General features: G+C 68.3%; 15 protein-coding genes. 8 read left to right on the plus strand and 7 right to left on the minus strand.

Translation table 11 applies throughout. From position 1 onward, the window contains the following. Positions 1 to 7: 7 nt before the first annotated feature. From NSQ78_RS17995 to NSQ78_RS18005, 3 genes are read right to left on the minus strand one after another with little or no spacing between them, the layout of a single operon-like run. Positions 8 to 1,063, minus strand: a complete 1,056-nt coding sequence (locus NSQ78_RS17995; RefSeq protein ID WP_064239162.1) for an ABC transporter substrate-binding protein — start codon at positions 1,061 to 1,063, stop codon at positions 8 to 10. Continuing rightward, entirely contained in the window at positions 1,060 to 2,469 is a 1,410-nt protein-coding gene (locus tag NSQ78_RS18000; protein WP_064239163.1) for a sensor histidine kinase, read from the minus strand. Before NSQ78_RS18000 ends, NSQ78_RS17995 begins: the two co-directional genes overlap by 4 nt. After that, positions 2,444 to 3,133: a response regulator transcription factor gene (locus tag NSQ78_RS18005; protein WP_064239164.1), complete on the minus strand. Its 690-nt coding sequence runs from the start codon at positions 3,131 to 3,133 to the stop codon at positions 2,444 to 2,446. The genes NSQ78_RS18000 and NSQ78_RS18005 overlap by 26 nt, the downstream gene beginning before the upstream one ends. A 243-nt stretch (positions 3,134 to 3,376) precedes the next feature. On the opposite strand from NSQ78_RS18005, the gene NSQ78_RS18010 reads away from it, so the two are divergent. From NSQ78_RS18010 to NSQ78_RS18025, 4 genes are all read left to right on the plus strand, one after another. Next, positions 3,377 to 4,516, plus strand: coding sequence for a porin (locus NSQ78_RS18010; RefSeq protein WP_064239165.1), 1,140 nt, complete (start codon positions 3,377 to 3,379; stop codon positions 4,514 to 4,516). A 75-nt stretch (positions 4,517 to 4,591) separates the two neighbouring features. After that, positions 4,592 to 5,920: a CitMHS family transporter gene (locus tag NSQ78_RS18015; RefSeq protein ID WP_005419191.1), complete on the plus strand. Its 1,329-nt coding sequence runs from the start codon at positions 4,592 to 4,594 to the stop codon at positions 5,918 to 5,920. Between the two features lie 24 nt (positions 5,921 to 5,944). Beyond that, positions 5,945 to 6,685: an acetoacetyl-CoA reductase gene (phbB, locus tag NSQ78_RS18020; protein ID WP_049469993.1), complete on the plus strand. Its 741-nt coding sequence runs from the start codon at positions 5,945 to 5,947 to the stop codon at positions 6,683 to 6,685. Positions 6,686 to 6,912: 227 nt separating this feature from the next. After that, positions 6,913 to 9,210, plus strand: a complete 2,298-nt coding sequence (locus NSQ78_RS18025) for a TonB-dependent receptor (protein WP_064239166.1) — start codon at positions 6,913 to 6,915, stop codon at positions 9,208 to 9,210. 438 nt (positions 9,211 to 9,648) lie between these two features. Here NSQ78_RS18025 and NSQ78_RS18030 read toward each other — a convergent pair whose 3' ends face one another. After that, complete coding sequence (locus NSQ78_RS18030; RefSeq protein WP_049469072.1) at positions 9,649 to 10,902, minus strand: flavohemoglobin expression-modulating QEGLA motif protein; 1,254 nt, start codon at positions 10,900 to 10,902, stop codon at positions 9,649 to 9,651. Between the two features lie 137 nt (positions 10,903 to 11,039). Further along, the gene (gene rsgA, locus NSQ78_RS18035) at positions 11,040 to 12,149 is read right to left on the minus strand and encodes a ribosome small subunit-dependent GTPase A (protein WP_049469074.1); all 1,110 of its coding nucleotides are present in this window, start codon (positions 12,147 to 12,149) and stop codon (positions 11,040 to 11,042) included. A 112-nt stretch (positions 12,150 to 12,261) separates the two neighbouring features. On the opposite strand from rsgA, the gene NSQ78_RS18040 reads away from it, so the two are divergent. The 3 genes from NSQ78_RS18040 to NSQ78_RS18050 are packed head-to-tail and all read left to right on the plus strand — an operon-like array spanning position 12,262 to position 14,881. Further along, the gene (locus NSQ78_RS18040; RefSeq protein ID WP_049469076.1) at positions 12,262 to 13,536 is read left to right on the plus strand and encodes a pyridoxal phosphate-dependent aminotransferase; all 1,275 of its coding nucleotides are present in this window, start codon (positions 12,262 to 12,264) and stop codon (positions 13,534 to 13,536) included. A 3-nt stretch (positions 13,537 to 13,539) separates the two neighbouring features. Further along, on the plus strand, positions 13,540 to 14,157 hold the full coding sequence (locus NSQ78_RS18045) for an SGNH/GDSL hydrolase family protein (protein ID WP_057494595.1): 618 nt from the start codon (positions 13,540 to 13,542) through the stop codon (positions 14,155 to 14,157). A 4-nt stretch (positions 14,158 to 14,161) separates the two neighbouring features. Then, positions 14,162 to 14,881 carry a class I SAM-dependent methyltransferase gene (locus tag NSQ78_RS18050; RefSeq protein WP_064239167.1) on the plus strand — a complete coding sequence of 240 codons (720 nt, stop codon included), beginning with the start codon at positions 14,162 to 14,164 and terminating at the stop codon, positions 14,879 to 14,881. Positions 14,882 to 14,979: 98 nt separating this feature from the next. Here NSQ78_RS18050 and NSQ78_RS18055 read toward each other — a convergent pair whose 3' ends face one another. Then, entirely contained in the window at positions 14,980 to 15,759 is a 780-nt protein-coding gene (locus NSQ78_RS18055) for a polysaccharide deacetylase family protein (protein ID WP_064239168.1), read from the minus strand. Between the two features lie 59 nt (positions 15,760 to 15,818). Here NSQ78_RS18055 and grxD point away from each other — a divergent pair, with 59 nt between their 5' ends. Further along, positions 15,819 to 16,745, plus strand: a complete 927-nt coding sequence (grxD, locus tag NSQ78_RS18060) for a Grx4 family monothiol glutaredoxin (RefSeq protein WP_057494598.1) — start codon at positions 15,819 to 15,821, stop codon at positions 16,743 to 16,745. Positions 16,746 to 16,863: 118 nt separating this feature from the next. On the opposite strand, the gene NSQ78_RS18065 is transcribed toward grxD, so the two are convergent. After that, the gene (locus NSQ78_RS18065) at positions 16,864 to 17,403 is read right to left on the minus strand and encodes a DUF924 family protein (RefSeq protein ID WP_049469087.1); all 540 of its coding nucleotides are present in this window, start codon (positions 17,401 to 17,403) and stop codon (positions 16,864 to 16,866) included. Positions 17,404 to 17,422: the final 19 nt, after the last annotated feature.

Here is a 17,422-nt window from a genome sequence, read left to right on the forward strand (position 1 = left end):
CGCCGCGTCAGCGCCCGGCCGGCTCGACGCTGCTGCGCCAGGCATCGAGGAACTGGCGGCGCTTGAGCGCATCCAGGTACACCAGCAGGCCTGGGCCCAGCTGGATCGGGCGGCGGCTGCGCCCAGGCGCATGGTCGCCACGCGCATTGCCGGTCACGATCGGCATCAGGCGCGCTTCCCGCGACAGCACCTGCTGGCCACGCGGCGACAGCAGGTAGTCGAGGAAACGCCGCGCCTCCTCCGGATGCGGGCCGGTACGCGGAATCACCGCGGTGCGCAGCACCACCAGCGTGTAGTCCTCGGGTTCGATGATGCCCAGGGGCGCGCCTGCGTCGATGCGGGCCTGCGCGTAGGAGCCAAGCACGTTGTACGCCAGCGACAGCTGGCCGCTGGCCACCCTGTCCAGCAGCACGCCGGTGCGCTCCTCGCGCACCACATCGTTGTCGCCGAGTGCGCCCAGCAGCGCACCGGCAATGCTGCCGCGCTGCGCATCCTGTGTCGCCAGCAGGTAGCCGACACTGCTGCGCTCGATGTCATAGGTGCCGACCTTGCCGCGCAGCGGTGCGCCCTCGGCGCGCAGCCGGTCGAGCAGCTGGCGGCGCGTGTGCGGTACCTGCGCCGCCTGCAGCGCGCGGGTGTTGTACACCATCACCACCGGCTCATAGCTGATCCCGAACGCCTCGCTGCGCCACTGCGCCCAGGCCGGCAACGCGGCGGTCTGCGCCGAGCGGTGCGGCAGCGCGTGGCCATCGTTGACCAGCTTGGTCTGCAGGTCCATGCCGCTGGAGATCAGCAGGTCCGGCGAGGCCGGTCCCGTACGGTCGTGCAGGTACCGCGCGTACAGGTCCTGGGTGATGATGTCCTCGTACACCACCTCGGTCCCGGGGTGCAGGCGCTGGTAGTCGGCGATGACCACTGCGAACACTTCGATATCGGTCGTACCGTGGATGCGCAGCTGCGCGGTGGTTCTTGCCTGTGCCGGGAAGCGGCGCACCTCACCCGGCGCGGCCAGCACCGGCAGGGCCAGCAGCAGGGCAACGGTGATGGCGAACAGGCGGATCATGCACGGCTCCGGGGCAGGCGGATGGTGGCGATCAGTCCACCCTGCGGGCGGTTGCTGAGGTCAATGCGGCCGCCATGGCTGTCGACCACGCGCTTGACGATGGCCAGGCCAAGCCCGGCACCGCCGGACGGCGCGCCCTCGCCGCGCGCGAAGCGCTCGAACACGCGCTCGGCATCGGCCGCGGCGATGCCAGCGCCATGGTCGGCGATGGTCAGCACGGCCTGCCCGCCCTCGACGGTCAACGCGATCTGCAACGGGCCGTCGCCGCCATACTTCAGTGCGTTGTCCACCAGGTTCTTGATCGCCTCGCGCAGCAGCAGCGCATCACCGTGCACCTGCACCGGCTCGGCGGTCATCGCCAACTGCACGCGCGGTGCCGGGCCGGCCTGCGGCAGTGCTTCATGCAACGCCTGGTGCACTGTCTCGGCCAGGTCCACCGCCGCAAAGCGCTGCAGGTGCGAACGATGGATCACGCTGGCATCGCTGAGCAGCTGGTTGAGCAGGCGGCTCATGTGCGTGGCGTTGCGCTCGATCGCCTGCAGGCTGCGCCGCATGTCCTCTGGATCATCGTCATCCAGCGCCAGCTGCGCCTGCGCGCGCAGCGCGGCCAGCGGCGTGCGCATCTGGTGTGCGGCCTCGGCCATGAAGGCGCGCAGTGTCTCGTTGCTGCTGGACAGGCGTTCCATGAAGCGGTTCAACGCGGCCACCATCTGGTCCATCTCGCGCGGCACGCGGGCGTCCAGCGGCTTCAGGTCGGAGGGCTCGCGGCGCGACAGCTCGCGCTCCACCCGCACCAGCGGCCGGAATGCGCGATGCACGCCGAACGCCACCAGTGCCAGCAGCAGCCCGGACAGCACGCCGATCGCCAGCAGTGCGCGGTTGACCATGTCCTGCGCGACGGCTTCACGCGCGCGCCGGGTCTGGCCGACCTGCACCTGTACCTCGCCCTGCGCCGAGGCTGCGGCGAAGCTGCGGCCGACCACCACGAAGCGCACGGTTTCACCGCTGTAAGCTGCATCGAACAGCTGCGGCTGCGTACCGGGCCGGCGCGGCGGCGCCGGCAGGTCGCCGTAGCCGGTGATCAGCCTGCCGCGGCTGTCGGCGACCCGATAGAACACGCGGTCTTCCGGGGCCATTGCCAGCAGGTCCAACGCTGCGTACGGCAGGTCGACCTGCCAGTGGCCATCGACCAGGGCCACCGAATCGGCGATGGACAGTGCCGAGGACACCAGCAGGTGATCGTAGGATCGGTTGGCGGCACGCTGGCCATAATCGCGTGCGGCAAACAGCAGCGCCACCGCGAACACGGCCAGCAGCGCGCCGAGGTAGAGCAGCAGGGTACGCCGCAACGACCCCGGCGCCACGTTGGCGGCGCGCGTGTCAGCCGTCTGCATCGGCAACGCCATCACTGGCTTCCAGCAGATACCCCACGCCGCGCACGGTGGTAATGCGCAGCGGCGCGCCTGCCAGCTTCCTGCGCAGCCGCCCCACATACAGCTCGATCGCATTCGGTCCGGCCTCGTCGTCGAAGCCGAACAGGCCGTTGCCTATCTCGTCCTTGCCCACCACCTGGCCGAGGCGCCCCACCAGGATCTCCAGCAGGCGGTACTCGCGGTTGGGCAGTTCGATCGGCTCACCGTCGAGGCTGACCCGGTGCGCCGCATTGTCGAACTGGAAGCCGCCGATCTGCACCACTTCGCTGGCCTGGCCACGCGCGCGCCGCAGCAGCACGCGGCAGCGCGCTTCGAACTCGCGGAAATCGAAGGGCTTGCCCAGGTAGTCGTCGGCGCCGACATCCAGCGCCTGCACGCGATCCTCGATGCCGTCACGCGCGGTCAGCATCAGCACCGGCGTGCTGTCGCCACGCTCGCGCATGCCGGCCAGCACGCGCAGGCCGTCGAGCTTGGGCAGGCCGATATCCAGCACCACCAGGTCGAAGCTCTGGTAGCGCAGCACGCTGGCCGCGGCCAGTCCGTCGGCCTGCCAGTCCACCGCGTGCCCACTGCGGCGCATCCGGCGGATGATCGCATCGGCCAGGTCCGGATTGTCTTCGACCAGCAGCAGGCGCATGGGTACAGGTGTGGGAGGGGAAACGAATGCTACCGCATGCCGCCATCGCGCTTGCCGGGCGTGGCCCAGTGAGCGCAGCGGCCGGTTTTTACGCTGCACCGCACAAACCGTTGACAGGACGATGACAGCTTGCCCGACCCAGACTGCGGCCGCGCACCGTCCGGTGCCCACGATTGCCGCGCGCCTGGCGCGCACCTGGGAGGGTTTGTGGAATTCACGTTTGCCTGGCGGCGTCCTGTCGCCATGATGGCGCTGGCTGCCCTGTCGGCGCCGGCCTTCGCTGCCGAAGACGACCGTCCGGTCACCGCCACCCTCGGTGGCCGCCTGCACCTGGACTTTGCCACCTTCGACAACGACAACCGCGGTACCCCGAACAAGGACGACACCGAGATCCGCCGTGCCTGGGTCGATGTATCGGGCAAGTTCTTCGTGGTCGACTACAAGCTGGAAGCCGACTTCTCCGGCGACCGCGTCGAGGCGAAGGACGTGTACCTGGCCCGCAGCTTCGGCAAGGCCGGCAAGCTGACCGTGGGCCAGTTCAAGCAGTACTTCTCGCTGGATGACCGTACCAGTTCCAACTACGGCACCTTCCTGGAGCGCGGCAACGCCGGCACCACGCTGGCCCCGCTGTACCGCCTGGGTGCCTCGTGGCAGGCCAACCCCGGCGACTTCACCTGGGCAGCCAGCGTCTACAGCCTGGAGAGCATCGACGCCTGGCAGGTGAAGGGCCGTGCGGCCGGTGGCCGCGTCACCTGGTCGCCCTCGCCCAGCGACGGGGACGTACTGCACCTGGGCCTGTCGCTGGCCCGCGAGGCGTATGACAACCCCGGCGCCAATGGCGTGCCCGGCCTGCGCATCCGCCCACGCCCGGCCGGGCACCTGTCCGACGAGAGCCGCCTGACCCTGGTCGACTTCTCCGCCGGCCGCGATACCGACGTCAACAAGTGGTCGCTGGAATACGCGCAGGTGCGCGGCCCGCTGTCGTGGCAGGGCGAGTTCAGCGGCGCCACCTTCGATGACGGCGCCCAGCGCGGCGACGTGATGGCTGCCTACGGCATGCTCAGCTGGTTCGTCACCGGCGAAAGCCGCGCCTACGACCGCAAGACCGGCCGCTTCGCGCGGGTGAAGGACATCCGCCACAAGGCCGGGGCCTTCGAAGTGGCGCTGCGCTACGACCAGATGTGGGGCGCACAGCACCTCGACGGCGCGCCGGACCTGCGCCGTGGCAGCACTGAGGCGTGGACGCTGGGTGGCAACTGGTACCTGCGCGACAACCTGCGCTTCATGCTCAACGTGATCGAAAGCCGCAACCGCGACCGCCTGGCCGGGGTCACGGTGGACCGCACGCGCGCGGTCACCGGCCGCCTGCAGTACGACTTCTAGGCCTGACATTCCGGGCGCGCGGCGCCCGGCCCCTTCCACTCCCCACGTCCTGTTTTCGCAAGGAGTCCGCAGATGATGCTGAGCATCCTCGGCTTTGGCATGGTCATTACGTTCATGTACTTGATCATGAGCAAGCGCCTGTCGCCGCTCGTCGCCCTGATCACCATTCCCATCCTGTTCGCGCTGATCGGTGGCTTCGGTGCCGGCATCGACGAGATGATGCTGGAGGGCATCAAGAAGATCGCGCCGACCGGCGTGATGCTGATGTTCGCCATCCTCTACTTCGGGGTGATGATCGACGCTGGCCTGTTCGATCCCCTGGTGCGGGTGATCCTGCGCTTCGTCAAGGGCGACCCGATGAAGATCGTGCTTGGCACCGCGGTGCTGGCGATGCTGATCTCGCTCGATGGCGACGGTTCGACCACCTACATGATCACCGTCTCGGCGATGCTGCCGCTGTACCAGCGGTTGGGCATGAACGCACTGAACATGACCTGCGTGACCATCCTCGCCGGCGGCGTGATGAACCTGACCCCGTGGGGCGGCCCGACCGCACGCGCGGCCACCGCGCTGCACGTGGACCCGGCCGATGTCTTCGTGCCGCTGATCCCGTCGATGGTGATCGCCTGTGCCGGCGTACTGCTGCTGGCCTGGTACCTGGGCCTGAAGGAACGTCGTCGCCTCGGCGTGGTGACCCTGCCCAAGGGCGGCAGCTGGATGGACAACAGCGTGTCCGATGACAGCAATCCGCTGCCGACGGTGGAAGACGCCGAAGACATCAAGCGCCCGAAGCTGCTGTGGGTCAACCTGGCGCTGACCGTGGCACTGATGACCGCGCTGATCATCGGCGTGCTGCCGATGCCGGTGCTGTTCATGGTCGGCTTTGCCATCGCACTGGTGATCAACTACCCGAACCTGGCCGAGCAGCGTCGCCGCGTGGTCAACCATGCCGGCAACGTGCTGTCGGTGGTGTCGCTGATCTTCGCCGCAGGCATCTTCACCGGCATCCTCAACAACACCGGCATGGTCGAAGCGATGTCGCACAGCTTCCTGGCGGTGATTCCGGAATCGTGGGGCCCGTACCTGGCGGTGATCACCGCGGTGGCGTCGATGCCGTTCACCTTCTTCATGTCCAACGACGCGTTCTACTTCGGCGTGCTGCCGATCCTGTCCGAGGCCGCCGGCAACTACGGCATCACCCCGGTGGAAATGGCGCGCGCCTCGCTGGCCGGCCAGCCGGTGCACCTGCTCAGCCCGCTGGTGCCGTCCACCTACCTGCTGGTGGGCCTGGCCAAGGTCGAATTCGCCGACCACCAGAAGTTCACCCTGAAGTGGGCCATCGCCATCTCGATGCTGCTGATGATCGGCAGCCTGCTGTTCGGCCTGTATCCCCTCGCCGCCTGACCCTTTGCCAAGGAGCCTTCTGCAATGACGCTTCGAATCGCTTACGTCACCAGTGGAATGGGCAGTGTCGGCACTGCCATCTGCCAGAGCCTGGCCCGCAGCGGCCACACCGTGGTTGCCGGCTGCGCGCCGAACTCGCCGCGCAAGGCCAACTGGCTGCGCGAGCAGCGCGAACAGGGCTTCGACTTCATCGCCTCCGAAGGCAACGCGACCGACTGGGCCTCGACCAGCGCGGCGTTCGCCAAGGTCCGCGCCGAAGTCGGTGAGATCGATGTACTGGTCAACAACTCCGGCGGCAGCCGCGACCTGCTGTTCCGGCAGATGACGGTGGAGGACTGGAACGCGGTGATCGCCTCCAACCTCAACGCACTGTTCAACCTGACCAAGCAGGTAGTCGATGGCATGGCCACGCGCGGCTGGGGCCGCATCATCAACATCGGCTCGGTCAGCGCCCACAAGGGCCAGATCGGCCAGGTGAACTACGCCACCGCCAAGGCCGCGATGCATGGCTTCAGCCGTGCACTGGCCGCCGAAGTGGCTTCGCGCGGCGTCACCGTCAACACGCTGTCGCCGGGCTACATCGCCAGCCAGGCGATCAGCAGCTTCCCGCCGGATGTACTGGACCGGCTGGCAGCCTCGGTGCCGGTACGCCGCCTGGGTCGCCCCGAGGAAGTGGCCGGCCTGTGCGCGTGGCTGGCCTCGGATGAAGCCTCGTACGTGACCGGCGCCGACTATCCGGTCAACGGTGGCCTGTACATGGGGTGAGCCCTCCTCCACGCAGCGCGTCGACCGCCTCCCCCACGGAGTGCGCGGGGCCGGTGAACCTTCGCTTGCGAAGGGAATCCGGCCCCTTTTTCATCCGGCTGCCGGACCTGCGCGGGGGGCCTGCACCGTTCGTTGGTTTTCCGTAAAGAAGGTTTCATGTTCCGTTCGCATAGTGGCCCTGCACCGCGCACGCGTGCCGGTGATCACTCCCCTTGCAACGGACCACCATGCAGACCCGACACCTGACGATCGCCGTAGCGATCGCGCTCTCCGCCGCTGCCAGCGCCCATGCCGCCACCACCGCCGATACCGGCGCCAGCACCGATGCCGCGCTGAGCGCGCAGACGCTGGATACCGTCTCTGTGATCGGCCAGGGCGAGACCCGCCAGGTGCAGCGCATCACTGCCGTGGACAAGCAGGTGCTGCCGCCGGGCACCAGTGGCCAGAAGATCCTCGACCGCCTGCCGGGCGTGTCGGTGCAGTCCAACGATGCCTTCGGTGCCAACGAGGAATCGCAGACCATCAGCCTGCGCGGCTTCGACAAGAGCCGCCTGGGCTACACGCTGGACGGCATCCCGCTGGGCGACAACAGCTACGGCAACTACAACGGGCTGAGCATTGCCCGCGCGATCATCGCCGAGAACCTGGCCGGCGCCGAACTGTCGCAGGGCATCGGTTCGCTGGGCGTGGCCTCGACCAGCAACCTCGGCGGCACCATCCAGTATTTCTCGATGGACCCGTCCACCGAGTTCGGTGGCCGCGCCAGCGTCACCGTCGGCGACAACAACCAGCGCCGTGGCTACCTGCGCGTGGACACCGGCGACCTCAACGGCTTCTCGGCCTACGTGTCCGGCGTGCACCAGGACCAGGACATGTGGGCCGCGCCGTACCAGAACCAGACCACCCGCCAGTTCAATGCCAAGGCAGTGTGGAATGTCGGCGACCACCGTTTCGGTGCGTTCGTGGCGACCTCGCGCGCCAGCCAGGCCAACTACGCCTACCTGTCCAAGGACATGCTGGCACGCGGACTGGGCTATGACTGGAACATCTACGCGCCGGACTGGGATCGCGCCGTCGCCGCCGCGTACTGCGCGCCGGGCACCTACAACAAGGCGCGCTGCAAGTTCAGCGGCGGCGTCAACAGCATCGACGATGCGTACTACCAGAGCCGTGCGCTGCGTGACGACAACCTGTACTCGATCGATGCCGACCTGCGCCTGGGCGAGCAGGGTCGCCTGAAGCTGCTGGCCTACCACCACGACAACCGTGGCCAGGGCCACTGGTGGGCGCCGGGCCAGCCGTCCTACCCGGGTACCGACAGGATGCTGCCGATCTCGATCCGCAGCACCAACTACACGATCAACCGCGATGGCCTGACGGCCGCGCTGTCGTGGACGGTGGGCATCCACGAGCTGGAAGCCGGCCTGTGGTACGAGCAGAACGACCATAACGTGTCGCGCAACTTCTACTACATCAGCGGCCCGTTCCTGGACGACCTGTACCTGAAGAACCCCGACCGCCTGCTGTTCAACCAGGACTTCGACATCCGCACGCGCCAGTTCTACGTGCAGGACCGCATGCGCTTCCTGGACCAGCGCCTGACCGTGGACGTGGGCATCAAGAGCCCCAACACCCGCATGCGCGCCACCGCGCAGCCCGGTGTCGAGACCCGCATCGCCTCGGGCACGCTGACCGCCAAGGAATCGGTGCTGCCGCAGGTGGGCGCGGGCTTCAAGCTCAACGCCAACAATGAGCTGTTCGCCTCCTACGCCGAGAACATCGCCGCCTTCGTTGGCGGTGGCAGCGGCGGCCCGCTGCAGGTGTCGCCCGAATCGTTCGCGGCCAGCGCCGGGCTGGAGCCGGAGAAGTCCAAGAGCCTGGAAGCCGGCTTCCGTACCTTCGGCGAGAAGTACCAGGCGTCGATCGCCGCATACAACGTCACGTTCGACAACCGCCTGCTGTCGCTGAACCCGTGCTCGAGCATCGAGGTCGGCACGCGCCCGGAGTGCGTGACGCGCTTCATCAACGTCGGTTCGGTGAAGAGCCATGGCGCGGAACTGACCTTCATCCTCAAGCCGATCGATGGCCTGCAGTGGTACAACGCGCTGTCCTGGAACAAGACCACCTACGAGGACGACTATCTGTCCGGCGGTGCGGTGGTGCCGGTGGCCGGCAAGATCACCGTGGACACGCCGCAGCGCATGGCCTCCAGCGAGATCAGCTGGAACCGCGATGGCTTCTTCGCCAGCCTGCGTGCCAAGTACACCGGCAAGCGCTACTACACCTACACCAACGACCAGTCGGTGCCGGGCGTGACCACCTTCGACGCCGGTGCCGGCTACGACTTCGGCCCGGGGCTGGGCCTGCGCAACGTGCGGGTGTCGTTGAACGCGACCAACCTGACCAACAAGCGCTACGCGGGCCAGCTGAGCTCGTTCGCACCGACCGACCCGAACGGCACGCGCTATGCGATCCACGCGAGCGCACCGCGGCAGCTGTTCATGACGGTGGCGGCGGAGTTCTAAGTCGAAAGCGTTGCTCCGCGGCGTCTTGATTATCATCGCGGGGCAGAGCCGGATGGGCCGGCGCAGGACACGCCGTAAACCCATCCATGGGGGCTCGATGGCGCCATCCATGGCGCCAACGGTCCTGCGCCGGCCCATCCGACCCTGCTCGACGGCTTCCCGCGCCACGGTGCGGAAGGCAAAGAAGAGCAAAAGCAAAGAGCCGGGCATTGCCCGGCTCTTTGCTTTTCAAGCGCAATCCCTTCGGCACGGTGATGTGCTGCCGCCCGCGCGGGAAACTGTCTGGCGGCGGTGGGGCACCCTGGCCAGGACCGTGAGGCGCATGGATGCGCCGATCGAGCCCCCATGGATGGGTTTACGGCGTGTCCTGGCCAGGGTGCCCCACCGCCGCCCAGCGATATCCATCGAGGCGCCAGCGCATCATCCCGCCAACGCATTTCATTCCGGCGCCAGCTGGTCCATCCGTATGCGGTTGGCAAACAGCGAGAACGCCAGCATCCCGGCCAGGCCGTTCGCCCGGCTCACCCAGTGCGGCAGCCAGCGCGGCGGCTTCAACACCCCCGCCTCGAACAACGGCGCGAACGCGATCGCATCGGCCAGGCTCATCTTGCCGGCGAACAACCAGCGGCAGACCTGCAGGCGATCCTCGGCCAGCATGTGGCGGAAGAAGGTATGCACCGACACCAGCCCGCGCAGGTACACCGTATCCTTGGTGAACGCCAGGCCGCCGCTGGGCGGCACCCCGCGGAACACGCGCTGTGCCGAGGCGAAACTCTCCTCCGGGTTCTGCCCGGCATCGCAGAAGTAGCGGAACACTTCGATGAAGTCGGCGCCTTCGCGTGCCATCGCGATCGCTTCGGTGCGCAGGCTGATCCGCTTCAGGCGCTCGATGTCGATGCTGCCGGTGATCTGCTCGGCGAACGTGGCCAGCCCTTCCTGGGTCGCCGTCACCCGTGGCGAGGACAACGCCAGGCTCGGCAGTACCGGCTGGCCGCGGCCATTCAATGCGGTCAGCGAGTGCACCAGCGCTTCATGGTGGAACAGCTGCGCGCGGTCGTAGGCGCTGAAGCGCGCACTGGTGCGCAGGCGGATGCGGGTCGGGCCGGCGGCGGCCTTGGAAACGAGTTCCGGGTCCAGCTGCACCTGGATGATGCGCGATTCGAAGAACGCATCCAGATCGTTCTGCAGCTGCAGTTGCAGGGCAATGGCCGAGACCGGCACCTGCTCTTCGGGCGCCAGCAGCTCGTGGTCCAGTTCGGCGGCGATCTGGATGAAGTGGCGCGCCGCGTCGCGCGTACTCGGGCCATTGCCCGGCAGCGGCTGCTCGGGGGCACCGAACAGCTGCACCGAACAGGTATCGACGGCGGCAGTGCCCAGCCCTTCCAGCAGCTGCGCGGCCAGGTCCCAGCTCTGCGCCGACTGCTGCACATAGTGGCCCAGCGGGTGGCTGTCATCGCAGTCGGCAGCGATCGCGGCCAGCGCACGGCGCTCTTCGCTGAAGTCGAGCCGGGGGTAATCCACTTTCGGCAGCACCGGCTGGCCGCGCGCCACGCTGTCCAGGAACGGTGCCTGCACCGTGGCCGGCCAGCTGGTCAGCCCCAGCAGGCGGATGCCGCCCACGGCCTCGACCAGGCGCGCATCGAGCGCTGCATGGTGGGCCACCTCACGGTCCAGCGTCGCGGTCGGTTCCATGCGCGGACTATAACGCCCTGCCCGCGCGTTGGTAGGTGCCAACCGTGGTTGGCACCCAGCCGAAGCAGGCAGACGCAGATTCATTGCAGGGGTCAGAACCCATTACGGTGCAATGGGATCCGACCCCGCGATACCGATCAACGCCGGCGCGGTTTGCCTGCCGGGCGGAACTGCTGGCCCTTGCCCTTCCTGCCGCCGCGCTCCTGCGCGGTTTCGGCCTGGCGTACCGCCAGCTTGGCGGCAGCGGCCGCCACTTCTTCCTTCAGCTTGAAGTAGTTCAGCAGCCGGCTCTCTTCGATCTCGCCGGCCTCGATCGCCGCCCGTACCGCACAGCCCGGTTCCTGGTGATGCGAGCAGTCGCGGAACCGGCACTGTTCGGCCAGCGCTTCAATATCGGCGAAGCCCCCTTCGGACAGCGTCTCTTCGCCGGTCGGCTTCAGCTCGCGCATGCCCGGCGTATCGATCAGGCAGGCGCCGGTCGGCAGCGGCATCAGCGCACGGTGCGTGGTGGTGTGGCGACCGCGCGAATCATTGGCACGCACCGCATTGGTCTTCATGCGCTGCTCGCCAAGCAGGGTGTTGGTCAACGTGGATTTGCCGGCTCCGGAGGAACCGACCAGCACCACGGTGCGGCCCGGGCCCAGCCATGGCTGCAGCACCGCCACGCTGTCGGCATCCAGGCCGTTGATCGCATGCAGCGCGATACCCTGCATTTCCAGCTCTTCCAGCACCGCCAGCGCATCCTCGCTGTACTCGGTCTGGTCAGCCTTGGTCAGCACCACCACCGGTTCGGCACCGCCACCGCCGACCAGCAGCAGGTAGCGCTCGATGCGGCGCGGATTGAAGTCGGCATCCAGGCCGCAGACGATGAACACCGTATCGATGTTGGCCGCGATCACCTGCTGGTGGTAGTGCTCGCCGGCGGCGCCACGCTTGATCGCGGTACGGCGCGGCAGCAGCGCAACGATGCGGATGCCGTCGAGCAGCACCCAGTCGCCCACTGCAGGCCGCTCGTGGCTGGGGAAGCGTGGGCGCTGCCATTCCGGCAGCGATTCGGCCTTGATCGACGCATCCGGGCCATCGGCCACCACGTAGTGGGTGCGGTGTTGTTCGATCACCCGGGCCGGGCGGGCCTGCGGGTGCGTGGCCATCACGGCCTGCCAGTCGGCCTGCTGCGCCGGGCCCGGCCAGGGCCAACCGATGGTCTGCAGGGCGATGAAATCGGGGGTCTGGGTCATCGCCGCCATTCTACCTGTGCCAGCCCCCTGCCAGCCCAGCAATGACAAGCCCGGAGCCCTTGCCATGCGCTGCAGCAATTCCGGTAGGATGGAAACCCCACGCCACTGACGGCCCAGCCCCATGTCCACCCCCTCGCCCAAGCCCCTGGCCATCCGCGAGCGCCTTTCCGAAGTGCGCTACGAAATCCGCGGAGAACTGGCGCGGCGAGCCCGGGAGCTGGAGGCGCAGGGCCGCAAGTTGATCAAGCTCAACATCGGCAACCCGGGCAACTTCGGTTTCCGTGCACCCGAACACCTGCAGCGCGCGATCGCCGATGACATGGGCCGCACCGACCCGTACACCCACCAGCAGGGCCTGCCGGTGGCACGCGAAGCCATCGCCGCGTACTACGCCCGCCGTGGCGCGCCGGATGCGCATCCTGACCGTGTGTTCGTCGGCAACGGCGTCAGTGAACTGATCGACCTGTCGCTGCGCGCCCTGCTCAACCCAGGCGACGAAGTGCTGGTGCCTTCACCCGACTACCCGCTGTGGTCGGCCTCGACCATCCTCAACGATGGCCGCCCGGTCTACTACCGCTGCGCCGCCGAGAACGGCTTCCAGCCGGACCCGAGCGAGATCGAGACGCTGGTGTCCTCGCGCACCCGCGCCATCGTGCTGATCAACCCGAACAACCCCAGCGGCGCCAGCTACCCGCGCGAACTGCTGGAGCGCGTGGTCGAGATCGCGCGCCGCCACAACCTGCTGCTGCTGGTCGATGAGATCTACGACCAGATCCTGTACGACGATGCGGTGTTCCAGCCGGTCGCGCCGCTGGCCGGCGACCATCCGTGCCTGACCTTCAGTGGCCTGAGCAAAGTGCACCGCGCCTGTGGCTGGCGCGTGGGCTGGGCCCACCTCAGTGGCGATGACGCACGCCTGGGCGATTTCCGCGCTGCACTGGACCTGCTGGGCGCACTGCGCCTGTGCGCCAACGTGCCGGGCCAGTACGCCATCGAGGCCGCAGTGAACGGCCCGGACACCATCTCCGAACTGTGCACCCCGGGCGGGCGGCTGTATGAAACCCGCCGCGCCGTGATCGAGGCCTGCGCAGCCAGCGAGCACCTGTCGCTGGTCGCGCCGGCCGGTGCGCTGTACGCATTCCCAGCCGTGGTCGGTGCCGCCGCCAAGGGCTTCGACGACCACAATTTCGCACTGGACCTGATGAACAACGAAGGCGTGCTGGTGGTGCCGGGTTCCAGCTTCAATGTGCCGTACCGCCATCATTTCCGCGTGACCCTGCTGCCGGAAGCGTCGGTGATGCGCGATGTGTTTGCCCGCATCGACCGCGTGCTGGCCCGCCGTGCCGAGGACGCGACCAAGGTCGTGCCGTTGAAGCCGCGCCGCTCGGTGGCCTGAGCCGTGGCGCTGTCCTACCTGGCGCTGGGCGACTCGTACACCATCGGTGAAGCGGTTGCCGTCGAAGGCCGCTGGCCGCACCAGCTGGCCGCCGCCCTGCGTGCGCAGGATGTGGCGCTGGCCGACCCGCAGACCATCGCCACCACCGGCTGGACCACCGACGAGCTGGACGCCGGCATCGATGCGGCCGCGCCGCAGGGCCCGTTCGATTTCGTCAGCCTGCTGATCGGCGTCAACAACCAGTACCGCGGCCGACCGCTGGACGAGTACCGCGTGCAGTTCCAGGCCCTGCTGCAGCGGGCGATCGGCTTGGCCGGTGGCCGTCCCGGGCGCGTGCTGGTGCTGTCCTTCCCCGATTGGGGCGCAACCCCGTTCGGTATCGGCAGCGGCCGTGACCTGGCCGCGATCGAGATCGAGACCGACGAATTCAACGCGGCCGCCGAAGTGATCTGCACCCAGCAGGGCGTGGCCTTCGTCGACATCACCGACATCAGCCGTGACCAGGGAGGCAATCCGGCGATGATCGCCGACGATGGCCTGCACCCGTCGGCCCGGATGTACGCACTGTGGAGCGCTCGCGCACTGCCGGTCGCCGCGCACCTGCTTGGCGGAACGGACTGAGGCGATGGACGGCACGCCACGGAACGGCTCGCCCCTGCCCTGCACTCCCCTGGCCGCACCGCAGGCCCGTGCGATCGCCGAGGCATTCCGCCCCGCGCACGCCTGGGCCAGCCGCCGCGACTACTACTACACCCGCAGCAAGCTGGGCAGCGACCCGCTGTATGACGGCGTGCTGCAGCACCTGCCTGGCGACGGGCAACCGGTGCTGGACCTGGGCTGCGGGCTGGGCCTGTTCGCCCACGTGCTGCGCCAGCGCGGCGGCTCCCAGCCCTACCTGGGCGTGGACGTGGACGCCGGCAAGATTGCCCGTGCGCAGCGTGCCGCCGCCGGCCTGCCCGCTGTGCGTTTCAACTGCCTGGACGTGCAGGCTCCGCTGCCTGCGCAGGCCGGGCACGTGCTGCTGCTGGATGTGCTGCAGTACCTGGATGCGGGCCCACAGCAGGCGCTGCTGCGCGCGGCCAGTGCCCGGGTCGCCCGCGGTGGTCGCCTGCTGCTGCGCACGCCGCTGGCCACCGGCGATGGCCGCGACCGCACCACGCGGGTGGCGGACCGGCTGGCTTGGCTGGTCGGCTGGATGGGCACGCGACCGCGCCATTACCCCGACCCGCAGGTGCTGCAGGCGACACTGGCCGAGGCCGGATTGACGGTGACGGCACCGCGCGCCCTGCACGGGCGCACGCCGTTCAACAGCTGGTTGCTGGTGGCCGAACGCCCCGGGTCGTAGCGCCGAGCGCAGCATGTGGCCGCGCTGCACTACAGGATGATCGCCAACCCTTGCAGCGCCGAGCCCATGCTCGGCTGCTCCATATCACCAGGCTGGCGTTACGGGACCGGCAGCCGCGCCTTCAGCCCACGCTCGTCCAGCACCTGCAGCACGCGCGCGATGATCGCCAGGTTGTGGCCGTGGGCGGCGCCCTCATGCAGCAGTACGATGGCGCCCGGGCGCAGGTCCGGCAACAGCCGTGACAGCACGCCCTCCGGCGTGCAGCCGACACCGTCGTAGCCACGGGCGCTCCAGCCCACGCGCGCCAGTCCCAGCGCCTTCAGCACCGGCGCCACGAACGGATTGGTCATGCCGACCACCGAGCGGTACCAGCGCACCGGACGACCGCCCACCGCCTGCAGCGCATGCTGGCAGCCCTCGATCTCGGCACGCATCGCTGCCGGGCCCAGCCGCCAGAAGCGCGCCTGTGGATGACTGCGGCTGTGGTTGCCCAGGTCGTGGCCGCGGCGCAGGATCTCCTGCACCAGTTCCGGCTGCGCCAGCGCGCGCTCGCCCACCAGGAAGAAGGTGGCGCGGGCCTGGTGCTGGTCCAGCAGGTCGAGCACGGCGCGGGTTTCCGGGCCGGGACCGTCATCGATGGTCAACCAGACGCTGTTGCCGGCCTCCGGCAACCGGCTCAGCACCGGCGCGTAGAAGCGGCTGTTGGGCAGGAATACCGGCACCAGGAACAGTGCGTGGCTGGCCACCATCACGGGCAGCCCCCAGCGCCAGCCGGCCAGGGCCCAGACCAGGATCACCGCCAGCTGCGACGCCACCAGCCAGGGCAGCCAGCGCCAGGGCCGGGTCGGGATGCGATGCAATGTTCCTGCGTTGCTCATCCCCCATGATGCCATGAGGGGTAGAATTGATGATTCGAATTCCCGGAACCCCGACGTCCATGTCCCTCGATCCCGCCCTGCGTTCGCGCATCGAATCCATCCTCAACGCCAACCGCGTCGTGCTGTTCATGAAGGGCCAGCCGTCGATGCCGCAGTGTGGTTTCTCGGCCAAGGCCGTGGGCGCCCTGCAGGACCTCGGCGTCGAGTTCGCCCACGTCAACGTGCTGGCCGACCAGGAAATCCGTGAAGGCATCAAGGCCTATGGCGACTGGCCGACCATCCCGCAGCTGTACATCGACGGCGAACTGGTCGGTGGCAGCGACATCGTGCTGCAGATGGCCGCCAGCGGCGAGCTGAGCAGCGTGCTCGGCCTGGCCGCTCCGGATCGCACCCCGCCGAGCATCACCGTCACCCCGGCCGCCGTGGAAATGCTCAAGGGCGCGCTGGCCGATGCCCCGGGCGCTGCGCTGCAGCTGACCATCGACGCGCGCTTCCAGCCGAACTTCCAGCTGGCCCCGCACGACGAAGGCGCCATTGCCGCCGAGTCCAACGGCCTGCGCGTGCAGTTCGACCTGGCCAGCGCCCGTCGCGCCAACGGCATCACCATCGACTGGGTGGACGACATCCGCGGCAAGGGTCTGGCCATCGACAACCCGAATGCGCCCAAGCCGGTGCAGGAAATCAGCGTGCGCGATGCCGACGACCTGGTGCGCGCCGGCACCATCACCCTGGTGGACGTGCGCCCGGCCGATGAGCGCGAGATCGCTGCCGTGGGCGTGCCGTTCAAGACCTTCGACGGCAACGGCCGCGCCGCGCTGGAGGCCCTGCCCAAGGACACCGCGCTGGCCTTCCTGTGCCACCACGGTGGCCGTAGCGCGCAGGCCGCCGAGCAGTTCCGCGCCCTGGGCTTCACCAAGGTGTTCAACGTCACCGGTGGCATCAACGCTTGGTCGGAAGACGTCGACAACGGCGTGCCGAAGTACTGATTGAAGGCCCGGGGTCAGAGCCCTTTCCTGCGGAAAGGCGATCTGACCCCTAAAAAGGGGACGGAGGGGATTAAGTCGTTTGTGGCATAAACGACTTAATCCCCTCCGTCCCCTTTTTTCAGCCGGCGAATCCGCCCTCGGCCAGGTAGTCCAGTTCCTCCGGCGAGGGGATGCGCCCCAGCACGGCGTTGCGGTGCGGGAAGCGACCGAAGCGGCGGATGATGTCGCGGTGCAGTTCGGCGTACTGCAGGTATTCCTTGTCGCCCAGCACGTCGAACATCGCCACCGAGCGGTCCTGGTCCAGCGGGTCCTCGGAATGCTCGAACGGCAGGTAGATGAAGGCGCGCAGCTTCGGCACCAGCTGCAGGTCCAGGCCTTCCTCGATGGCGCGCATGGCGTAGTGCCGGGCCAGGCCATCGGTGGCATAGGAGTGGGCGGTACCGCGGAAGCAGTTGCGCGGGAACTGGTCCAGCAGCAGCATCAGCGCCAGCGCGCCCTCGGCACTGCCCAGCCAATGCTCGCGCGCGCGCGATGCCGCAGCGTAATGCTCATCCAGGAACAACTGGCGGAACTGCGCGTCGAACGCGTCGTCGCGGGCGAACCACTTCGCAGGGCCCGCCTCTTTCCAGAATTCCACCACGTGCGCGGCAACGTCCATTACCTACTCCCCAGGGCCG

Origin of the sequence: Stenotrophomonas sp. FSL W7-1447 (genome assembly GCF_037966425.1) — a bacterium.
GTDB lineage: Bacteria > Pseudomonadota > Gammaproteobacteria > Xanthomonadales > Xanthomonadaceae > Stenotrophomonas > Stenotrophomonas pavanii.